Source organism: Streptomyces sp. PH9007 (genome assembly GCF_059813725.1).
Genome location: NZ_CM187440.1, coordinates 5,267,818 through 5,286,705 on the forward strand (window position 1 = coordinate 5,267,818; position 18,888 = coordinate 5,286,705).

The 18,888-nt window shown below is 72.5% G+C and carries 17 protein-coding genes; 5 read left to right on the top strand and 12 right to left on the bottom strand.

Annotation, left to right across the window (positions count from 1 at the left end; translation table 11 throughout):
• Positions 1-15 precede the first annotated feature (15 nt).
• Entirely contained in the window at positions 16-546 is a 531-nt protein-coding gene (locus ACTFAP_RS24285; protein ID WP_390121733.1) for a winged helix-turn-helix domain-containing protein, read from the top strand.
• On the opposite strand, the gene ACTFAP_RS24290 is transcribed toward ACTFAP_RS24285, so the two are convergent.
• The 11 genes from ACTFAP_RS24290 to ACTFAP_RS24340 all read right to left on the bottom strand — a co-directional run bounded on the left by ACTFAP_RS24290 (position 519) and on the right by ACTFAP_RS24340 (position 10,859).
• Positions 519-1,388: a sirohydrochlorin chelatase gene (locus ACTFAP_RS24290; protein ID WP_500469553.1), complete on the bottom strand. Its 870-nt coding sequence runs from the start codon at positions 1,386-1,388 to the stop codon at positions 519-521. The two genes, ACTFAP_RS24285 and ACTFAP_RS24290, sit on opposite strands and share 28 nt — an antisense overlap.
• Positions 1,385-2,326 (bottom strand): ABC transporter permease, encoded by a 942-nt coding sequence (locus ACTFAP_RS24295; protein ID WP_451747461.1) that lies wholly within the window; start codon positions 2,324-2,326, stop codon positions 1,385-1,387. Before ACTFAP_RS24295 ends, ACTFAP_RS24290 begins: the two co-directional genes overlap by 4 nt.
• Positions 2,313-3,122, bottom strand: coding sequence for an ABC transporter ATP-binding protein (locus tag ACTFAP_RS24300; RefSeq protein WP_500467382.1), 810 nt, complete (start codon positions 3,120-3,122; stop codon positions 2,313-2,315). The genes ACTFAP_RS24295 and ACTFAP_RS24300 overlap by 14 nt, the downstream gene beginning before the upstream one ends.
• A 40-nt stretch (positions 3,123-3,162) precedes the next feature.
• Positions 3,163-4,269, bottom strand: a complete 1,107-nt coding sequence (locus tag ACTFAP_RS24305; protein ID WP_500467383.1) for an ABC transporter substrate-binding protein — start codon at positions 4,267-4,269, stop codon at positions 3,163-3,165.
• 219 nt (positions 4,270-4,488) lie between these two features.
• A complete protein-coding gene (locus tag ACTFAP_RS24310; RefSeq protein ID WP_390121737.1) occupies positions 4,489-5,814 on the bottom strand; it encodes a sulfate adenylyltransferase subunit 1 in 1,326 nt (441 codons plus the stop codon).
• Positions 5,814-6,725 carry a sulfate adenylyltransferase subunit CysD gene (gene cysD, locus ACTFAP_RS24315; protein WP_500467384.1) on the bottom strand — a complete coding sequence of 304 codons (912 nt, stop codon included), beginning with the start codon at positions 6,723-6,725 and terminating at the stop codon, positions 5,814-5,816. Before cysD ends, ACTFAP_RS24310 begins: the two co-directional genes overlap by 1 nt.
• Complete coding sequence (gene cysC, locus ACTFAP_RS24320; RefSeq protein WP_500467385.1) at positions 6,722-7,285, bottom strand: adenylyl-sulfate kinase; 564 nt, start codon at positions 7,283-7,285, stop codon at positions 6,722-6,724. Before cysC ends, cysD begins: the two co-directional genes overlap by 4 nt.
• 61 nt (positions 7,286-7,346) lie before the next feature.
• A complete protein-coding gene (locus ACTFAP_RS24325; protein ID WP_500467386.1) occupies positions 7,347-8,048 on the bottom strand; it encodes a phosphoadenylyl-sulfate reductase in 702 nt (233 codons plus the stop codon).
• Positions 8,045-8,224, bottom strand: coding sequence for a hypothetical protein (locus ACTFAP_RS24330; protein ID WP_030730543.1), 180 nt, complete (start codon positions 8,222-8,224; stop codon positions 8,045-8,047). The genes ACTFAP_RS24325 and ACTFAP_RS24330 overlap by 4 nt, the downstream gene beginning before the upstream one ends.
• The gene (locus ACTFAP_RS24335; protein ID WP_500467387.1) at positions 8,221-9,915 is read right to left on the bottom strand and encodes a nitrite/sulfite reductase; all 1,695 of its coding nucleotides are present in this window, start codon (positions 9,913-9,915) and stop codon (positions 8,221-8,223) included. The genes ACTFAP_RS24330 and ACTFAP_RS24335 overlap by 4 nt, the downstream gene beginning before the upstream one ends.
• A gap of 326 nt (positions 9,916-10,241) precedes the next feature.
• Positions 10,242-10,859 carry a GNAT family N-acetyltransferase gene (locus ACTFAP_RS24340; protein ID WP_500467388.1) on the bottom strand — a complete coding sequence of 206 codons (618 nt, stop codon included), beginning with the start codon at positions 10,857-10,859 and terminating at the stop codon, positions 10,242-10,244.
• Positions 10,860-11,011: 152 nt separating this feature from the next.
• Here ACTFAP_RS24340 and ACTFAP_RS24345 point away from each other — a divergent pair, with 152 nt between their 5' ends.
• Entirely contained in the window at positions 11,012-12,211 is a 1,200-nt protein-coding gene (locus ACTFAP_RS24345) for an RNA-guided endonuclease InsQ/TnpB family protein (protein ID WP_500467389.1), read from the top strand.
• A 55-nt stretch (positions 12,212-12,266) separates the two neighbouring features.
• Here ACTFAP_RS24345 and ACTFAP_RS24350 read toward each other — a convergent pair whose 3' ends face one another.
• Complete coding sequence (locus tag ACTFAP_RS24350; protein ID WP_495682325.1) at positions 12,267-13,919, bottom strand: acyl-CoA dehydrogenase family protein; 1,653 nt, start codon at positions 13,917-13,919, stop codon at positions 12,267-12,269.
• 17 nt (positions 13,920-13,936) lie between these two features.
• Between ACTFAP_RS24350 and ACTFAP_RS24355 the strand changes: the two genes are divergently transcribed.
• The 3 genes from ACTFAP_RS24355 (at position 13,937) to lon (ending at position 18,855) form a co-directional block, all read left to right on the top strand.
• The gene (locus tag ACTFAP_RS24355; RefSeq protein WP_495682326.1) at positions 13,937-15,397 is read left to right on the top strand and encodes a YhjD/YihY/BrkB family envelope integrity protein; all 1,461 of its coding nucleotides are present in this window, start codon (positions 13,937-13,939) and stop codon (positions 15,395-15,397) included.
• The gene (locus ACTFAP_RS24360) at positions 15,372-16,271 is read left to right on the top strand and encodes a Sco1979 family transcriptional regulator (protein WP_500467390.1); all 900 of its coding nucleotides are present in this window, start codon (positions 15,372-15,374) and stop codon (positions 16,269-16,271) included. The genes ACTFAP_RS24355 and ACTFAP_RS24360 overlap by 26 nt, the downstream gene beginning before the upstream one ends.
• A gap of 181 nt (positions 16,272-16,452) precedes the next feature.
• Positions 16,453-18,855 carry an endopeptidase La gene (gene lon / locus ACTFAP_RS24365; RefSeq protein ID WP_500467391.1) on the top strand — a complete coding sequence of 801 codons (2,403 nt, stop codon included), beginning with the start codon at positions 16,453-16,455 and terminating at the stop codon, positions 18,853-18,855.
• Positions 18,856-18,888: the final 33 nt, after the last annotated feature.

The following is an 18,888-nucleotide window of genomic DNA, read 5'->3' on the forward strand; positions in this document are numbered from 1 at the left end:
AAAGGCACCGACCGCATGACCGTTCAAGGCTTCGACCGCCCCATATCCGTGCAGGAGCCGATCATGCCGCAGCTGACCACACCCCTGTCAGACCTGTCCGACATGACCATCACCGTTGTCCCCGAAGGCGTGGACAGCTCCGTACCGCTGGTCGGCTACCTGGTCCTCGCTCCCGCGGGCACCCAGCTGTCCGAGCTGATCTCCCTGCCCACCGCCGCCGCCCACGCCGCCGCGCCCACCGGCCGGACCGAGCGCGGCCGGGGCATCACCATCGACGAGGACGAGCGCACCGCCCGCGTGGACGGGACGCTGCTGGAGCTCACCTACCTGGAGTTCGAGCTGCTGTCCCATCTGATGCGGCACCCGCACCGCGTGTACAGCCGCGAGCAGTTGGTCTCCACGATCTGGGGCTACGGCCCGGTCGGCGACCAGCGGACCGTGGACGTGCACGTCGCGCGGCTGCGCCGCAAGCTCGGCGCGGCGTACCGGGAGCGGATCGTGACGGTCCGGCGGGTGGGCTACAAGTACGTGCCCGCCGCGCAGTAGGCGACCGCGTTCGCCTCGTCGTACCGGCGCAGCAGCAGGGCCGCCAGCTCGGGGGCGGCACCCAGCACGGGCGCCAGGGCGTCCGCGCCGGCCTCCCGGGCCCCGGCGGCGATCCGGGCCGGCAGCCGGCCCGGCGCGATCACCAGCGGGGCGACCAGCACCCGTTCGATGCCGTCCGCGCGCAGCGCGCGGACGGCATCGGCCGTGCCGGGCGGCGCACCGGCCGCGAACGCGGGCCGCACGGCACCCCAGCCTCCGGTACACGCCCACTGGCGCGCGAGGGAGGCGACCGCTTCGATCGCCGCCGGATCGGAGGATCCGGCGGCGGCCAGCACAATGCCCGTGCGGGACCGGGCGCGGTGACCGGGCGAGGGGCACCGCGCGGTGTCCGCAACCGTCACCGGCCCGGACCGCCACGCGCCGTGGATCGCGGCGCCGGTGACGTCCGGCACCCGTACGCCGTGGCCCAGGACTTCGGCCCGGGCCAGCCGCCGTTCCAGCGCCGCGAGCAGCAGGGGATCGCGGCCCAGCACCTCCGCCCGGCGCACCGTCATGCCCGGCAACGCCCCGGCGCAGGCGGCCAGGGCGGCCGGGATGTCCGTCTTCGCGTGGTACGCCCGGGTGAGCAGCAGCGGGACGGCGGTCACCTCCCGCTCGCCGTCCCCGTACAGACCCGCCAGCGCCTCCCGGACCGGGGGGCCGTTGAACTCCAGGAAGCCCACCGTCACCCGGAGCCCGGGGCGCAGCGACCGTATCCGCGCCGCCAGCGCGTGCACGGTCGCCGCGTGCCCCGGGTCCCGGCTGCCGTGGGCGATCAGCAGCAGCGGGGCCGCGCCGGTCAGTTGTTCCTCGCCAGCAGACCGCGGCTGCGCAGCACGCGCCGCTCCAGCGGGGAGAAGAACAGCAGATCGATCGCGATCCCCACCAGCAGGATCAGGATGATGGTGGCCAGCACCCCGGACATGTTCTGCATCTGCCGGAAGCCGTCCATCAGCTGGCCGAGCCCGGTGCCCAGCTTCGCCGAGTTCACGATCAGCTCCGCCGCCATCAGCGAGCGCCAGGAGAACGCCCAGCCCTGCTTGAGACCGGCCAGATAGCCGGGCAGCGCGGCCGGCAGCAGGATGTGCCGCACACTGGTCAGCCCGCGCGCGCCCAGCATCCGCCCGGCCCGCAGATACAGCGGCGGGATCTGGTCCACGCCCGCCACGATGCCGTTCGCGATCGAGGGCACCGCGCCCAGCAGCACCACCGTGTAGATCGTGGCGTCGGTGAACCCGAACCAGATCAGCGCGGCCGGCACCCAGGCGATGGACGGCAGCGACTGGAGCCCGGTGAGGATCGGCCCGATCGCCGCCCGCACCACCTTCACCCGCGCCACCAGCAGCCCCAGCGGGGTGCCGACCGCGATGGCGATGGCGAAGCCCAGCACCCCGCGCGAGACGCTGGTCCAGATGTATCCCAGCAGGACCCCGTCCAGCCACATCTTCTCGATGGCGGCCCACACATCCAGCGGGCCCGGCAGGATGTAGTCCGGCTTGATCTCCGCCGCGTACACCAGCTGCCACACCGCCAGGACGAGCGCCACCGCCACCAGCGGCGGCACCAGCTTGCTCAGCAGCAGCCGCCCCAGCGGGGGCCGTTCGTCCGCCGCCCTGGTGTCCAGGGCGTCCAGGCCCGCTTCGAGGCCCGCCAGGTCGCCGTGCTGCCCCCCGGCCGGCTCGGCCGGCTCCGCGGTCTTCGCGGTTTTCCCGGTCCCGTCCGTCTTCTCAGTGCTGACCATGGCGCCGGATCTCCCCCCTCAGCTGGTCGGTGATGTCCACGGACAGCGCCGACACCTCGGCGTCCTCGATCCGCCGCGGCTGCGGGATGTCCACCCGCCAGGTACGGGCGATCCGCCCGGGCCGGGAGGACAGCAGTACGACGCGCTGCGCCAGCCGCACCGCCTCCCGGACGTTGTGCGTCACGAACAGCACCGAGACGCCGGTCTCGGACCAGATCCGGGTCAGCTCCTCGTGCAGCACGTCGCGGGTGATGGCGTCCAGCGCGGCGAACGGCTCGTCCATCAGCAGCAGGCTGCTGTCCTGGGCCAGCGCCCGCGCCAGCGCCACCCGCTGCCGCATACCGCCGGACAGTTCGTGCACCCGCTTGCCGTAGGAGCCGCTCAGCCGCACCAGTTCCAGCAGCCGTTCGGCCTCCGGGCGGCGCTCCGCCTTGGGCAGGCCGCGCAGCCGCAGCGCCAGCTCGATGTTCTGGCCGGCCGTCAGCCACGGGAACAGCGCGTGTTCCTGGAACATCAGGGCCGGCCGGCCCCCCGGGACCGAGATGGTCCCGGAGGTCGGCGCGTCGAGCCCGGCGACCAGGTTCAGCAACGTCGACTTGCCGCAGCCGGACGCCCCGAGCAGGGTCACGAACTCACCGGGTGCGACATCGAGTGAGATGCTGTCCAGGACGAGCTGCGCCCGCCCCGCCCGGCCGAACGACTTCGACACCTGGTCGAGCCGTACGGCCGGGGTGTCCGCGGCCCCCTCCCGGCCCGTGGGGGCCGGTGCGTCCGATGTGTTGAGTGCGGTGGCCATCGCTGTCACCTCGTGGTCGTCGAATCTGTGGGAGGGGTCGTCACTCGACACCGAGGCCGCCGTCGCTGACCGGCTCCTGGCCCTCTTCGGACAGCACCTTGTTCAGCAGCGAGAGGTCGTAGATCCCGTTCAGGTCGACCTCGTCCAGCAGCCCGGCGTTGACCGTGCTCTCGGCGCTGACGCGCAGCGAGTCGGCCAGCGGGTCGTTCAGGAACTCCACATGGTCGAAGGCCGGGTCGAGGACCTCCTGGGGCAGCTCACTGCCGCCGGGCAGGGCGGCGATGGCGGTGTTGAACTGCTCCCTGGCCTCCTCGGGGTGCTCGTTGATCCAGGCGTTGGTCCGCACCACCCCGCGGATGATGGCCTCCACGACGTCCGGGTGCTCCTCCAGGAAGCTCTGCGAGGCGATGACATGGGTGACGACGTACTGGCCGTTCTCCCACAGCTCGCCCTCGTCCAGGATCTCCACCGCTCCCTGGGCGACCAGCCGGGCGGCGGTCGGCTCGGGCACCCACGCGCCGTCGATGTCGCCGCCCTCGAAGGCGGCCGGGATCTCGGCGTTGGGGACACGGACGACGTCCACGTCGCCGGCGCCGGTCTCCGCGTCGACCTCGAAGCCCTGGTTCGCGAGGTAGCTCAGCAGCGCGACGTCCTGGGTGTTGCCCAGCTGCGGGGTGGCCAGGGTCTTGCCGGCCAGGTCATCCAGCCCGGCGACCCGGTCGGGGTTGACGACCAGGGAGGCGCCGCCGGAGGCCGCCCCGGAGACGATCCGCAGGTTGCGGCCGCCGGACTGGGCCCAGCCGTTGATGGCCGGGTTGGGGCCGATGAAGGTCACGTCGATGGAGTCGCCGTTGAGCGCCTCGATGGCGGAGGGTCCGGCGTTGAAGACGGACGGGGTGAAGCCGGTACCGCCCAGTTCCTGGTCGATCAGCCCGCCGTCCTGGAGGCCGATGACGGCGGTGGCGTGGGTGATGTTGGCGAAGTAGCCGATGTTGACGTTGTCGGTGGACAGCTTCTCGCCGGTTCTCTCCTGCGAGGTCTTGTCGCCCTCGTCGGAGGAGTTGGAGCCGTAGCCGCAGGCGGTCGCGCCGATGAGCAGCGGGGCGACGACGGCGGCGGTCAGCAGGGAGCGGCGCGCGGTGGTCAAGGGGGAGTCCTCTCGGGGGACCGGACGACGTGCCGGGGCAGCGCCGGTCGGGTGGGGAAACCTCCCGGCCGGAGGCCGGCGGAGGGTCGTGCGGGACGGGCGGCGTGGGAGCTCAGTGGCCCGCACATCGCGCGATCCCGCCGTGGCCGGCGCCCAGCGCGCCGCTGCCGACCCGGCCACCCTCCTTCGCGAAGGTCGAGAAGACGTCCTTGACCATGATCAGAAGTCCCACCCCTCCTCGTCCGCCGCCGCGCCGGTGCCGGCGGTGTCGCCGGCCGGGTCCGCGAAGGCGTCGCCCGCCATGCCGGCGGTGAGGGTGGAGCCGTCCGCCGGGTCGATCAGCAGGAACGAACCGGTGATCCGGGAGAGGGCGTACGGGTCCAGCGGCAGCGGCTCCGAGGTGCGCAGCACCACCGTGCCGATGTCGTTGGCGGCCAGCTCGCCGGGCGCCGGGTGCTGGGAGAGATCGTCCAGGGTCAGCCGCGAGGGGATCTCCTTGACGAGGGCCTTGACCGTGCGGGTGGTGTGCTTGAGCAGCACCCGGGCCCCCGGGGCCAGCGGCCGGTCGTGCAGATGGCACACGGTGGCGGTGATGTCCTGGGTGGGCAGCGGCCCGCCGCCGGAGGGCACCAGGACATCGCCGCGCGAGATGTCGAGATCGTCGTCGAGGGTCACGGTCACCGACTGCGGCGCCGCCGCCACGTCCACCGTGGTGCCCAGCGCGTCGATGCCCGCCACCGTGCTCGTCCGCCCGGAGGGCAGGACGGTGACCGGCTCGCCGACGCGCAGCACCCCGGAGGCCAGCCTCCCCGCGTACCCCCGGTAGTCGGGGTGCTCGGCGGTCTGCGGCCGGATGACGTACTGCACCGGGAAGCGGGCCGGCTCGGCGGCCGGGTCGTGGCCCACCGGAACCGTCTCCAGGTGCTCCAGCACCGTGGGGCCGCCGTACCAGTCCATGTGCGCCGAGGGGGTGACCACGTTGTCCCCGGCGAGCGCCGAGATGGGGATCGCGGTCACCTCGGGGACGCGCAGCGAGGCGGCGTACGCGGCGAACTCCCCGGCGATCGCGGCGAAGACCGGCTCGGCGTACCCGACGAGGTCCATCTTGTTGACGGCGAGGACGACATGGGGGACACGCAGCAGGGCGGCGACGGCGGCGTGCCGGCGGGTCTGCTCCACGACGCCGTTGCGGGCGTCGACCAGGACCACGGCGAGTTCGGCGGTGGAGGCACCGGTGACCATGTTGCGGGTGTACTGCACGTGCCCGGGGGTGTCGGCCAGGATGAACCGGCGGCGTGGCGTGGCGAAGTAGCGGTAGGCGACATCGATGGTGATGCCCTGCTCGCGCTCGGCGCGCAGCCCGTCGGTGAGCAGCGCCAGGTCGGGCGTCTGCTGCCCCCGGTTGCGGGAGGCGGCCTCGACGGCGGCGAGCTGGTCGGAGAGCACCGACTTGGAGTCGTGCAGCAGCCGGCCCACCAGGGTGGACTTGCCGTCGTCGACCGACCCGGCGGTGGCGAAGCGCAGCAGTGAGGTGGTGTCGGTCATCAGAAGTACCCCTCGCGTTTGCGGTCCTCCATGGCGGCCTCGGAGAGCTTGTCGTCGGCGCGGGTGGCGCCGCGCTCGGTGAGGCGGGAGGCGGCGATCTCGGCGATGACCTGCTCGATGGTCTCCGCGTCCGATTCGACGGCGCCGGTGCAGGACATGTCGCCGACCGTGCGGTAGCGCACCTGGCGGTGCTCGGTGCGTTCGCCGTCGCGCGGCCCGCCCCACTCGCCGGGGGCCAGCCACATGCCGGAGCGGGCGAACACCTCGCGGTGGTGGGCGTAGTAGATGGCGGGGATCTCGATCTTCTCCCGGCCGATGTACTGCCACACGTCCAGCTCGGTCCAGTTGGACAGCGGGAAGACCCGGACGTGCTCGCCGGGGGCGTGCCGTCCGTTGTAGAGCTGCCACAGCTCGGGGCGCTGGCGGCGCGGGTCCCAGCCGCCGAACTCGTCGCGCAGCGAGAACACCCGCTCCTTGGCGCGGGCCTTCTCCTCGTCGCGCCGGCCGCCGCCGAAGACGGCGTCGAAGCGGTGCCGGCGGATGGCGTCCAGCAGCGGAACGGTCTGCAGCGGGTTGCGGGTGCCGTCGGGGCGCTCGCGCAACTCGCCGCGGTCGATGAACTCCTGCACGGAGGCCACGTGCAGGCGCAGTCCGTGCTGGGCCACGACGCGGTCGCGGTAGGCGAGGACCTCGGGGAAGTTGTGCCCGGTGTCCACGTGCAACAGGGAGAACGGTACCGGCGCCGGGGCGAACGCCTTCAGCGCCAGGTGCAGCATGACGATGGAGTCCTTGCCGCCCGAGAAGAGGATCACCGGGCGCTCGAACTCCCCGGCCACCTCGCGGAAGATGTGCACGGACTCCGACTCCAGCACATCGAGGTGGGTCAGCGTGTACGGTTCGCCGCCGCTCATGCCAGCACCCCCCGCTCCGTCAGCAGCGCGTGCACCACGTCCGCCGATTCCGTGACGCTCCGGCCCTCGGTGGCCAGCCGCAGGTCGGGGGCGGCCGGCTCCTCGTACGGGTCGTCGACGCCGGTGAGGCCGGACAGCCGACCGGCCGCCTGCCGGGCGTACAGGCCCTTCACATCGCGCTGCGAGCAGACCTCGACGGGCGTGGCGACATGGATCTCCAGGTACGCCGTCCCGGCCGCCTCGTGCCGCTTGCGCACGGCCTCGCGGCTGTCCGCGTAGGGGGCGATGACCGGGACCACGGCCAGCACCCCGTGCGAGGCGAGGAGTTCGGCGACGAAGCCGATGCGCCGCACGTTGGTGTCCCGGTCGGCGCGGTCGAAGCCGAGCCCGGCGGAGAGGAACGTACGGATCTCGTCGCCGTCCAGCACCTCCACCCGGCGGCCCTCGTGCCCCAGCCGGGTGGCCAGGGCGCGGGCGATGGTGGTCTTGCCGGCGCTGGGCAGTCCGGTCAGCCACACGGTGGCGCCGCCGCTGCCGCGGCCGTGACCCTGCTCGCTCATCGGGTCCTCTCCTCCTGTCCCTGTCCCGTGCCTGCGCTTGTCCCTGTGTCGTGCGCCGCCATCAGCCGTGCAGCCCGCACTCGGTCTTGCCGCGCCCGGCCCAGCGCCCGGCCCGCGCGTCCTCGCCGGGGCGTACCCGGCGGGTGCACGGCGCGCAGCCGATGGAGGCGTAGCCGTCCTGGAGCAGCGGGTTGGTGAGCACCCCGTGTTCGGCGACGTAACGGTCCACGTCGTCCTGGGTCCAGCGGGCGATGGGGGAGACCTTGACCTTGCCGCGGCGCTCGTCCCAGCCGACCACCGGCGTGCCGGCGCGGGTGGGGGACTCGTCGCGGCGCAGCCCGGTGGCCCACGCCTCGTACCCGGCCAGTCCCTGCTCCAGCGGGGCCACCTTGCGCAGCGCGCAGCAGCGGTCGGGGTCGCGGTCGTGCAGCGCGGGGCCGAACTCGGCGTCCTGTTCGGCGACGGTGCGGCGCGGGGTGAGGGTGATGAGGCGGACGTCCATCACCGCTTCGACCGCGTCGCGGGTGCCGATGGTCTCCGGGAAGTGGTAGCCGGTGTCGAGGAAGACCACATCGACGCCGGAGCGCGCCCGGGAGGCGAGATGGGCGACGACGGCGTCCTCCATGGAGGAGGTCACGCAGAACCGCGGGCCGAAGGTGCCGGTGGCCCAGCGCAGGATCTCCAGCGCCGGGGCCTCCTCCAGCTCCCGGCCCGCCCGTTCGGCGAGCGCGCGCAGTTCGGTGGCGGTACGGGGGGCGCTCATATCGGTTCCTCTCCCGGCGGTCGCTGCCGCAGCCCGCTCGCCAGCAGTCCCAGGAACGACAGCCGGAAGGCGCGGTTGCAGGCCGCGCACTCCCAGGCGCCGTGCCCTTCCTCGGAGGGGCGCAGGTCCTCGTCGCCGCAGTAGGGGCAGTAGTACGGGGCGGCCCGCTCGCTCATGACAGCGCCTCCGCGTCGGCCCGCGCCGCCCACTTCGCGAACGGCTCGCCCTCGGTGCGCTGTTCCTCGAAGGCGCGCAGCACCCGCTCGATGTAGTCCGGGAGTTCGGCGGAGGTGACCTTCAGGCCGCGCACCTTGCGGCCGAAGCCGGGCTCCAGGCCCAGCGATCCGCCCAGGTGCACCTGGAATCCCTCGACCTGCCGGCCCTCGGCGTCCGTCACCAGCTGTCCCTTGAGCCCGATGTCGGCGATCTGGATGCGGGCGCAGGAGTTGGGGCAGCCGTTGATGTTGATGGTGAGCGGCTCGGTGAAGCCGGGCAGCCGGCGCTCCAGTTCGTCGATCAGGGAGGCGCCGCGGCCCTTGGTCTCCACGATCGCCAGTTTGCAGAACTCGATGCCGGTGCAGGCCATGGTGCCGCGCCGGAACGGGGAGGGCTGCGCGGCCAGGTCCAGCGCCGTCAGACCCTCGGTCAGCGAGGTGACGCGGTCCTCGGGGACGTCGAGGATGAGCATCTTCTGCTGCACGGTGGTCCGCACCCGGCCCGAGCCGTGCGACTCGGCGAGGTCGGCGATCTTCGCCAGGGTCGTCCCGTCCACCCGGCCCACCCGGGGCGCGAAGCCGACGTAGTACCGGCCGTCGCGCTGCGGGTGCACCCCGATGTGGTCGCGCCACTGGTCCACCGGGGCGGCCGGGGCGGGGCCGTCGGCCAGCCGGCGCAGCAGGTACTCGTCCTCCAGCACCTGCCGGAACTTCTCCGGACCCCAGTCGGCGATCAGGAACTTGATCCGGGCCCGGGTGCGCAGCCGCCGGTAGCCGTGGTCGCGGAAGAGGCCCACGACGCCCTCGTACACGTCGGCGACCTCCTCCAGCGGCACCCAGGCGCCCAGCCGGACCCCGATCTTGGGGTTGGTGGACAGGCCACCGCCCACCCACAGGTCGAAGCCGGGGCCGCGTTCGGGGTGCTGGACGCCGACGAACGCGATGTCGTTGACCTCGTGCGCCACGTCCTGCTGGGGGGAGCCGGAGATGGCGGCCTTGAACTTGCGCGGGAGGTTGGAGAACGCCTTGTTGCCGATGACGCGGCGCTGGATCTCCTCGATGGCGGGGGTGCCGTCGACGATCTCGTCGGCGGCGATGCCGGCCACCGGGGAGCCGACGATGACGCGCGGGGTGTCGCCGCACGCCTCGGTGGTGGACAGGCCCACGCCCTCCAGGCGGCGCCAGATCTCCGGCATGTCCTCGATGCGGATCCAGTGGTACTGGATGTTCTGCCGGTCGGTGATGTCGGCCGTGCCGCGGGCGAACTCCTGCGAGACCTCGGCGATCACGCGCAGCTGGGCGGTGGTCAGCCGGCCGCCGTCGATGCGCACCCGCAGCATGAAGTACTCGTCGTCCAGCTCCTCCGGCTCCAGGACGGCGGTCTTGCCGCCGTCGATGCCGGGGCGGCGCTGCGTGTACAGCCCCCACCAGCGCATCCGGCCGCGCAGGTCGGCGCCGTCGATGGAGTCGAACCCGCGCTGCGCGTAGATGGTTTCGATGCGCGTCCGTACGTTGAGACCGTCGTCGTCCTTCTTGGTCTGCTCGTTCGGGTTGAGCGGGGTGAAATGTCCTGCGGCCCACTGGCCTTCGCCGCGGTGGCGTCCGGCTTTGCGACGGTGGGGGGCAGCGGGCTTTTTCGCGGGCTCGGACATGCTTCTTTCGTCCTTCGGCAGGCAGCAAAGAGGCTCTGACCCACGGGGGTCCACGGAAACGTGGCGGAACGGGGCAGAGTCGACGTCGGGCGGCCGGTTGTCAGGGAGACGCACCGGGGAAGGGCGGCCGGCGCGCGGTGGCGCTCAGCAGTGCGGACACATGGCGCTGCACATGCGACCGAGGTCGATGTGGCGCCTGCTCACCAGGGCGGTTCCAGCTCGCGACATGCCGGTCAGCGTCGCACGGGCGCTGTCGGGCAGTCCAGAGTCGTCCGTGATGTGGACGGATGAGTCTCATATGCAGAGACGTGCTGGTGAGGGCCCCGTTATGCGCCCGGCCAGGGGCCGGGCTGCGCCGCGTACGGCTCCTCCTCGACCCGGGTGTTGTACAGCCGGAAACCACGCCGCCGGTAGTTCTCCAGGGCGTGTTCCCCATCCTGGGAGCAGGTGTGCACCCACACCCGCCGCGTCGGCTCGCGGTCCGGCCACCGCCCGGCCAGGTCCCAGGCGCGGGCGGTGCCCTCGGCCAGCAGCAGCCCGCCCAGGCCACGGCCCCGGAAGGCGGGCAGCAGCCCGAAGTAGCTGATCTCCACCACCCCGGCGTCCTGGGCGGTCAGTTCGACGAAGCCGCCGGGGGTGCCGCGTTCGTACACCACCCAGGTCTCCACCCCCGGCCGCTCCAGATGCGCCCGCCAGCGGGCCAGGCCCCACGGCAGCCGGTCGGTCCAGGCGACGTCCTGGCCCACCGCCGTGTACAGAAAGCGGCTGAACTCGGGGCTGGGCACCGCCGCCCGCTCGATCCGGACCTCCGCGCCGGGCGCCGGACGGCGGGCCGGGCCCGGCTCCCGCGGCTCCGTCTGCTCCAGGTACCAGGTGGTGACGGTGACACGGGCGGCGGGGGCGGCGGCGTCGTGGGCGGGGTCCGGGGACGGCGAGGTACTCATCTGATTCCTCCGTGGATACCCCTGCCTTCAGGCAGGGGAGGAAGCGGGCTCCTGTGGAGCGGGGCGAGGGACCGCGATGCGCCGTGAGGGTGGATCGCGGTGTTCTGACTCGCAGTTGAATTTTACCGATTGCCCCCAGTTAGTTTGTGAGTATGGGCATGGGCCGGGTGAAGCGGGCGTTCAAGTACCGCTTCTATCCGAGTGATGCGCAGGCGGCTGAGCTGTCGCGCACGTTCGGGTGTGTGCGGAAGGTCTACAACATGGCGCTCGCCGCCCGGACGGAGGCGTGGGCGCGGGGTGAGCGGGTGAACTACAATGCCACCTCGGCGATGTTGACGGTGTGGAAGAAGACCGAGGCGCTGGCCTTCCTGAATGAGGTGTCCTCGGTGCCGTTGCAGCAGACGCTGCGGCATTTGCAGGCTGGGTTCGCGAACTTCTTCGGGAAGCGGGCGAGGTATCCGCGGTTCAAGTCGCGGAAGCGGTCGCGGAGGTCCGCCGAGTACACCACCAGTGGTTTCCGGTTCCGTGAGGGGCGGCTCACCCTGGCGAAGATGTCCGATCCGCTGGATGTTGTGTGGTCGCGTCCGCTGCCTGAGGGGGCCGCGCCGTCCACGGTGACCGTCTCCCAGGACGCCGCGGGGCGCTGGTTCGTATCCCTGCTGTGCGAGGACGCGTCGGTGCGTTCGCTCACGGCCACGGACGCGGTGGTCGGGGTCGATGTCGGCCTGGACCACCTGCTGACCCTGTCGACCGGGGAGAAGATCACCAACCCGAGGCACGAGCGCCGCGACCGGGCCCGGCTCGCCAGGGCCCAGCGGGCGTTGTCCCGCAAGGCCAGGGGCGATGGCGCGAACCGGGTCAAGGCCCGGCGGAAGGTGGCCCGGATCCATGCCCGGATCACCGACCGGCGCCGGGATCACCTGCACAAACTGTCTACTCGGCTCGTTCGTGAGAACCAAACGATCGTGATCGAGGACCTGACCGTGCGCAACATGGTCAAGAACCGGAGCCTGGCCCGCGCCATCAGCGACGCGTCCTGGGCCGAATTCCGGGGGCTTCTGGAGTACAAGGCCGCCTGGTACGGGCGGGAAGTGATCGCGGTCGACCGTTTCTTCCCCTCCTCCAAGCTGTGCTCCGCCTGCGGCACCCTCGCCAGGGCCATGCCGCTGCACGTCCGGGAATGGACGTGCGAGAGCTGCGGCGCCTCCCATGACCGGGATGTGAACGCGGCACGCAACCTCAAGGCCGCCGGGCTGGCGGCATCGGTCTGTGGAGCCGGTGTAAGACCTCAACGGAGAACTCCGGGCGGGCACTCGGCGACGAAGCAGAAAACCCCCCGGCGCGAGCCGTAGGAATCCCCCTCGTCCACGAGGGGGAGAAAGTCAATCCATCACAGGCGTCCCACTCCTACCGGGGCAGCGCCCGCTCCACCACCGCCTCCAGGTCAAGACCCTTCGGCAGCGTCCCGAAGGCGAGCCCGCCCTCCCCGCCCAGCCGCGAGGCGCAGAACGCGTCGGCCACCGCCGCCGGGGCGTACCGGACCAGCAGCGACCCCTGTAGCACCAGCGCCAGCCGCTCCACCAGCCGCCGCGCCCGCCCCTCGATGCCCTCCAGGTCCGACAGCTCCGTCAGCACGTCCTTGATCGCCGCGTCCAGCCGGTGGTCGGCGCCGGAGGACTGCCCCACCTCGGTCAGGAACGCGTTCAGCGCCATCGGTTCACGCTGCAACGCCCGCAGCACATCGAGGGACTGCACATTGCCCGCGCCCTCCCAGATCGAGTTCAGCGGCGATTCGCGCAGCAGCCGCGGCATCCCGGACTCCTCCACGTAGCCGTTGCCGCCCAGGCACTCCAGCGCCTCCACCGTCAGCGGGGTGCAGCGCTTGGTCACCCAGTACTTGGCCGCCGGCACCGCGAGCCGCAGCAGATGCCGCTCCGAGGCGCTGCCCGCCGCCGCCCGGTCCTGCGCCGCGGCCAGCCGCATCGTCAGCGCGGTCGCCGCCTCCGACTCCAGCGCCAGGTCCGCCAGGACGTTGCGCATGAGCGGCTTGCCGATCAGCGCGCCGCCGAAGGCCGAACGGTGCGCCGCGTGGTGCACCGCCTGGGTCACCGCCTGCCGCATGATCGCCGCGGACCCGGCCACGCAGTCCAGCCGGGTCGCCGCCACCATCTCGATGATGGTGGCCACCCCGCGCCCCTCCTCGCCGACCCGCCACGCCAGGGTTGAACCGTCGAACTCCACCTCGGCGGAGGCGTTGGAACGGTTGCCCAGCTTGTCCTTCAGCCGCTGGATGAGGAAGGTGTTGCGGCTGCCGTCCGGCAGCACCCGGGGCAGCAGGAAGCAGGTGAGCCCGCCGGGCGCCTGCGCCAGCACCAGGAACATGTCCGACATCGGCGCCGAGCAGAACCACTTGTGACCGCGCAGCGCGTACGCCCCGTCCTCCTGGAGCGGTACTGCCTCGGTCGTGTTGGCCCGCACGTCCGAGCCGCCCTGCTTCTCCGTCATCCCCATCCCGGCCAGCACCCCCGCCTTGCCGGCCGCCGGGCGCAGCCCCGGCTCGTACACCGTGGAGGTCAGCAGCGGCTCCCACGCCGCGGCCAGAGCAGGCTCGGCGCGCAGCGCGGGCACCGCGGCGTGCGTCATCGACAGCGGACAGCCGTGCCCCGCCTCCACCTGCGACCACACCACGAACGCGGCGGCGCGCCGCAGGTGGCCGTCCGTACGCGGCCACGCCGCCGTCAGACCGGCGGCCACCCCGCGCTCCAGCAGCCGGTGCCAGGACGGGTGGAACTCCACCTCGTCGATCCGCTCGCCGTAACGGTCGTGGGTGCGCAGCACCGGAGGGTTCTCGTTGGCCAGCCGCCCCCACTCCTGCGCCTCCCGCGAGCCGGCCGCCCGGCCCAGCTCGCTCAACTCCGCCGCGCTGCGCGCCGCCTGCCCCGGATCACCGCTGTGGCGCTCCACCGCCTCCCGCAGCGCGGCGTCCGCGCCGAAGACGTCGTGGCCCACCAGGGGCGGAACTTGGTTGGTCACCCTGTGCGTGCTGGAGGTGGAGGTCATGCGGTTACGTTATGCGCGTGAACGCCGAACAGTCAGCACCCATACCGGAGGGACAGCGCAGGCAGCGCGCGGCGCGGCGGGGGGAAGCAGCACGGGGCACGACCGGGGAGGGGGCCGGGAGCCGGACACCGGACCCCGCGCCCGGCAGGAAGCACGACCAGCACGACAGGAATGACAGCAGGAAGGACAGCGGGAACGACAGAAAGCAGGAGAAGAAGCAGGAGAAACGGGAGCGCAGACGGCGCGGGCGCCCCTCGCGCAGCGCCGTCTACCGCAACATCCCCAAGGGCAGACTCTCCTGGCTGCTGCTGAAGGACACCGTCACCTCCTGCTCCGAGCACCGGGTGATGGGCATGGCCGCCGAGGCGGCGTTCTTCACCCTGCTCTCCCTGCCCCCGCTGCTGCTGGGCCTGATCGGGCTGCTCTCCAGCCTGGACGCGGTGGCCGGCACCACGGCCCTGCCCACCGTGCGCGGCCACATCCTGGAGCTGTCCGGGGCGATGCTCTCCGACCGGGGTGTGGACGAGGTCATCACGCCGCTGATCAACGATCTCGTCTCCGGGCCGCGCCCCGACGTGATGTCCTTCGGCTTCATCGTCGCCCTGTGGTCCGGCTCGCGGGCGATGAACGTCTTCGTCGGCACCATCACCGTCATGTACGGGCTCGATGGCCACCGCAACCCGGCCACCACCCGGCTGCTGGCGTTCTCCATGTACGTGGTCAGCATGGTGGTTGGCGCGATCGCCGTGCCCGCCATGGTGATCGGCCCCGGTGTGGTCGCCGAGTGGGTGCCGCAGCTGTCCGGCGCGCTGCGCTACACGTACTGGCCGCTCCTGCTGCTGCTGTGCGTCTCCTTCCTCACGACGCTGTACCACGTGTCGGTGCCGGTGCGGTCGCCCTGGCGCGAGGACATCCCCGGCGCGCTGGTGGCGCTGACCATCTGGGCGGCGTGCGCGTACGCCCTCAAGGCGTATCTGCGCGCGACCGTCGAGGGGCCCAGCATGTACGGGTCGCTGGCGGTGCCGGTGGCGATCCTGCTGTGGCTGGCGCTGTCCGCCTTCGCCGTGCTGGTCGGTGCCGCGCTGAACGCCGCCGTGGACCGGATCTGGCCCACCGCCACCACCGCCGCCGCCCGTGCCGAGAGTGAGCGGGCCCGCGCCGCCGCCGGGGCGGCGATGGCGGCGGCCGTCAAGTCCCGCCGTTCGCGGGCCGAGGCGCAGGGCATCCCGGAGCCGGACGACCCCATGGTGACCGCGCGCCGCTGGGCGAAGGCGTGGCAGCGCGGGGAGCTGCGGGAGGAGCTGGAGCGCCTGCGCCGGGCGGGCGACGACCGCCGCCGGCGCATCCGGGGCACCGACCGCCGGGGCGCCAAGTCGGTCACGGTGCGCGCCGGATCGCGGGGTAAGGGTTCTAGTACAGTGAGGCGTTCGCGGCTACGGCATGGGAGCGGACATGGGCGTGACAAGAGCCGTGAGTGAGCGCGCCGGGGCGCCCCTGGACGACCGCAGATCCGGGCCCACCGTCCCCCGCATGATCCTGGGTGCCAGGCTGCGCAAGTTGCGCGAGGCCCGCCGGATCACCGGCGCGGAGGCGGGCGAGGTGATCCGTGCCTCGCACTCCAAGATCAGCCGGCTGGAGATGGGCCGCACCGGGTTCAAGCTGCGCGACGTGGATGATCTGCTGACGCTGTACGGGGTGACCGACTCCGCCGAGCGCGCCACCCTGCTGGCTCTGGCCCGGCAGTCCAACACCCCCGGCTGGTGGCACGCGTACCACGATGTGGTGCCCAATTGGCTGAACGTCTTCCTCGGCCTGGAGCAGGCGGCCGTGGTCATCCGTACGTATGAGCAGCAGTTCATTCCGGGGCTGCTCCAGACCGAGGGGTACAGCCGCGCCGTGCACCGGCTCACCCCCGAGCCGCAGGACGGGCTGCTGGAACGCCGGGTCGAGCTGCGGATGGCCAGGCAGCGCATTCTGCACCGGCCGGGCCCGCCCCATCTGTGGGCGGTGATCGACGAGGCGGCGCTGCGCCGCTCCATGGGCAGCGCGGCGATGATGCGCGAGCAGCTGGGGCATCTGCTGGAGATCTCCCGGCTGGCGCACGTCAGCATCCAGGTGCTGCCGTTCTCGGCCGGCGGGCACGCGGCGGTGGGCGGCCCGGTGACGGTGCTGCGCCCGCCGGGCGCCGAGCTGCCCGACGTGGTGTACCTGGAGCAGCTGACCGGCGGCGTCTACCCGGACAAGCCCGCCGAGATAGAGCTGTACCGGCACGTGATGAACCAGGTCGTGCTCCGGGCCGAGCCGCCGACCGCCACCGCCGCCTTCCTGCAGCGGCTGCTGCGGGAGGGCTGACCGGCCCGCCCGTCCGGGCACGGCCACCCGCGCGGTGGCCGAAGCACGCCCGCGCGCCCGCACGGGGACGCACAGGGTCCCGCTCTGATCGCTCACAGCGAACGCCCGCCCTCCGGGGAACATCCCGCCGCCCTCCGGCATTGAGTGCAGTGAACTCAACTTGTCTGCTGAGGGAGAGGTCATGGCACCGACATCGTCATCCGACACACTCACCCTGCCCGTGCTGCCCCTGGACGACGAGGTCGTGCTGCCCGGCATGGTCGTCCCGCTGGAACTGTCCGACCCCGAGGTCCGCGCCGCGGTCGAGGCCGCCCAGGCGGCGGCCCCCGCCGGTGAGAAGCCCCGCGTCCTGCTGGTGCCGCGGATCGAGGGCTCCTACGCCGCGACCGGCGTCGCCGGCCGCGTCGAACAGGTCGGACGGCTCTCCGAGGGCGGCCCCGGCGCCCTGATCCGCGGCCTGCGCCGGGTGCGGATCGGCTCCGGCACCACCGGACCCGGCGCCGCGCTGTGGGTCGAGGGCACCCCCGTCGCCGAGGAGCAGCCGACCCCGCTGCCCGGCGCCGTCACCGAGCTGATGAAGGAGTACAAGGCCCTGGCCACCGCCTGGCTGCGCCAGCGCGGCGCCTGGGAGGTCGTCGACCGGCTCCAGCAGATCGAGGACCCCGGAGCCCTGGCCGACAACGCCGGCTACTCCCCGTTCCTCACCACCGAGCAGCGCCTCACACTGCTGGAGACCACCGAGCCGGTCGAACGGCTCCGGCTGGCCCTGCGCCTGCTCAGCGATCACCTGGCCGAACAGGATGTCGCCGAGTCCATCGCCAAGGACGTCCAGGAGGGCGTCGACAAGCAGCAGCGGGAATTCCTGCTGCGCCGCCAGCTGGAGGCCGTCCGCAAGGAACTGGCCGAGCTGAACGGCGACGCCGCCGACGAGGGCGAGGACTACCGCGCCCGCGTGGAGTCCGCCGACCTCCCCGAGAAGGTCCGCGAGGCGGCCCTGAAGGAGGTCGACAAGCTGGAGCGCTCCTCCGACGCCTCCCCCGAGGGCAGCTGGATCCGCACCTGGCTGGACACCGTCCTCGAACTGCCCTGGAACCACCGCACCGAGGACGCCTACGACATCACCGGCGCCAAGGCCGTCCTGGACGCCGACCACGCCGGGCTCACCGACGTCAAGGAACGCATCACCGAGTACCTGGCCGTGCGCAAGCGCCGCTCCGACAAGGGCCTGGGCGTCATCGGCGGCCGGCGCGGCGGCGCCGTCCTCGCCCTGGTCGGCCCGCCCGGCGTCGGCAAGACCTCGCTGGGCGAGTCCGTGGCCCGCGCCATGGGCCGCAGCTTCGTCCGGGTCGCGCTGGGCGGCGTCCGCGACGAGGCCGAGATCCGCGGCCACCGCCGTACGTACGTGGGTGCCATGCCCGGACGCGTCGTGCGCGCCATCAAGGAGGCCGGGTCGATGAACCCCGTCATCCTGCTGGACGAGATCGACAAGGTCGGCAGCGACTACCGGGGCGACCCCTCCGCCGCGCTGCTCGAAGTCCTGGACCCGGCCCAGAACCACACCTTCCGCGACCACTACCTGGAGGTCGAACTCGACCTCAGCGACGTGGTCTTCCTGGCCACCGCCAACATGCTGGAGGGCATCCCGCAGCCGCTGCTCGACCGGATGGAACTGGTGCAGCTCGACGGCTACACCGAGGACGAGAAGGTCACCATCGCCCGGGAGCACCTGCTGCGCCGCCAGCTGGAGCGGGCGGGCCTGGACCCCGCCGAGGTGGGGGTGACCGACGGCGTGCTGCGCAAGCTGGCCGGCGAGTACACCCGCGAGGCGGGCGTGCGTTCCCTGGAACGCTCCCTTGCCCGGCTGCTGCGCAAGGTCGCCGCCCGCAACGAGCTGGGCGAACTGACCCTGCCGTACACCGTCACCGAGGATGATCTGCGCGGCCTCATCGGCCGTCCGCACCACACGCCCGAGGCGGCCCAGTCGCCCGAGCAGCGGCGTACGGCGGTCCCCGGCGTGGCCACCGGGCTCGCGGTCACCGGCGCCGGCGGCGACGTGCTGTACATCGAGGCGTCGCTGGCGGACGCGGAGACCGGCGGCGCCGGGCTGAGCCTCACGGGCCAGCTGGGCGACGTCATGAAGGAGTCCGGCCAGATCGCCCTGTCCTACCTGCGCTCGCGCGGCGCCGAACTGGAACTGCCGGTCGGTGACCTCAAGGAACGCGGCGTCCATCTGCACATTCCCGCCGGGGCGGTGCCCAAGGACGGCCCCAGCGCCGGCATCACCATGACCACCGCGCTGGCCTCGCTGCTGTCCGGGCGCCAGGTGCGGCCGGACGTGGCGATGACCGGTGAGGTCTCGCTGACCGGCCGGGTGCTGCCGATCGGCGGCGTCAAGCAGAAGCTGCTCGCCGCGCACCGGGCCGGTATCACCACGGTGATCATCCCGCAGCGCAACGAGCCCGATCTGGACGACGTGCCCCGCGAGGTGCTGGCGGACCTGGAGGTGCACCCGGTCACCGATGTCCGCCAGGTGCTGGAGCTGGCGCTGACCCCGGCCGGCGCCGAGGTGGCGATGGCCGCCTGATGCCACGCCCTCCCCCGGCATCCGCCGGGGGAG

Bases quoted from the DNA above. Each gene is read 5' to 3' on its own strand.
- lon (WP_500467391.1), top strand. From the start codon at position 16,453: ATGGCACCGACATCGTCATCCGACACACTCACCCTGCCCGTGCTGCCC.
- ACTFAP_RS24285 (WP_390121733.1), top strand. From the start codon at position 16: ATGACCGTTCAAGGCTTCGACCGCCCCATATCCGTGCAGGAGCCGATC.
- ACTFAP_RS24325 (WP_500467386.1), bottom strand. From the start codon at position 8,048: ATGAGCGCCCCCCGTACCGCCACCGAACTGCGCGCGCTCGCCGAACGG.
- ACTFAP_RS24335 (WP_500467387.1), bottom strand. From the start codon at position 9,915: ATGTCCGAGCCCGCGAAAAAGCCCGCTGCCCCCCACCGTCGCAAAGCC.
- ACTFAP_RS24330 (WP_030730543.1), bottom strand. From the start codon at position 8,224: ATGAGCGAGCGGGCCGCCCCGTACTACTGCCCCTACTGCGGCGACGAG.
- cysC (WP_500467385.1), bottom strand. From the start codon at position 7,285: ATGAGCGAGCAGGGTCACGGCCGCGGCAGCGGCGGCGCCACCGTGTGG.
- cysD (WP_500467384.1), bottom strand. From the start codon at position 6,725: ATGAGCGGCGGCGAACCGTACACGCTGACCCACCTCGATGTGCTGGAG.
- ACTFAP_RS24345 (WP_500467389.1), top strand. From the start codon at position 11,012: ATGGGCATGGGCCGGGTGAAGCGGGCGTTCAAGTACCGCTTCTATCCG.
- ACTFAP_RS24350 (WP_495682325.1), bottom strand. From the start codon at position 13,919: ATGACCTCCACCTCCAGCACGCACAGGGTGACCAACCAAGTTCCGCCC.
- ACTFAP_RS24295 (WP_451747461.1), bottom strand. From the start codon at position 2,326: ATGGTCAGCACTGAGAAGACGGACGGGACCGGGAAAACCGCGAAGACC.
- ACTFAP_RS24340 (WP_500467388.1), bottom strand. From the start codon at position 10,859: ATGAGTACCTCGCCGTCCCCGGACCCCGCCCACGACGCCGCCGCCCCC.
- ACTFAP_RS24360 (WP_500467390.1), top strand. From the start codon at position 15,372: ATGGGCGTGACAAGAGCCGTGAGTGAGCGCGCCGGGGCGCCCCTGGAC.
- ACTFAP_RS24300 (WP_500467382.1), bottom strand. From the start codon at position 3,122: ATGGCCACCGCACTCAACACATCGGACGCACCGGCCCCCACGGGCCGG.
- ACTFAP_RS24310 (WP_390121737.1), bottom strand. From the start codon at position 5,814: ATGACCGACACCACCTCACTGCTGCGCTTCGCCACCGCCGGGTCGGTC.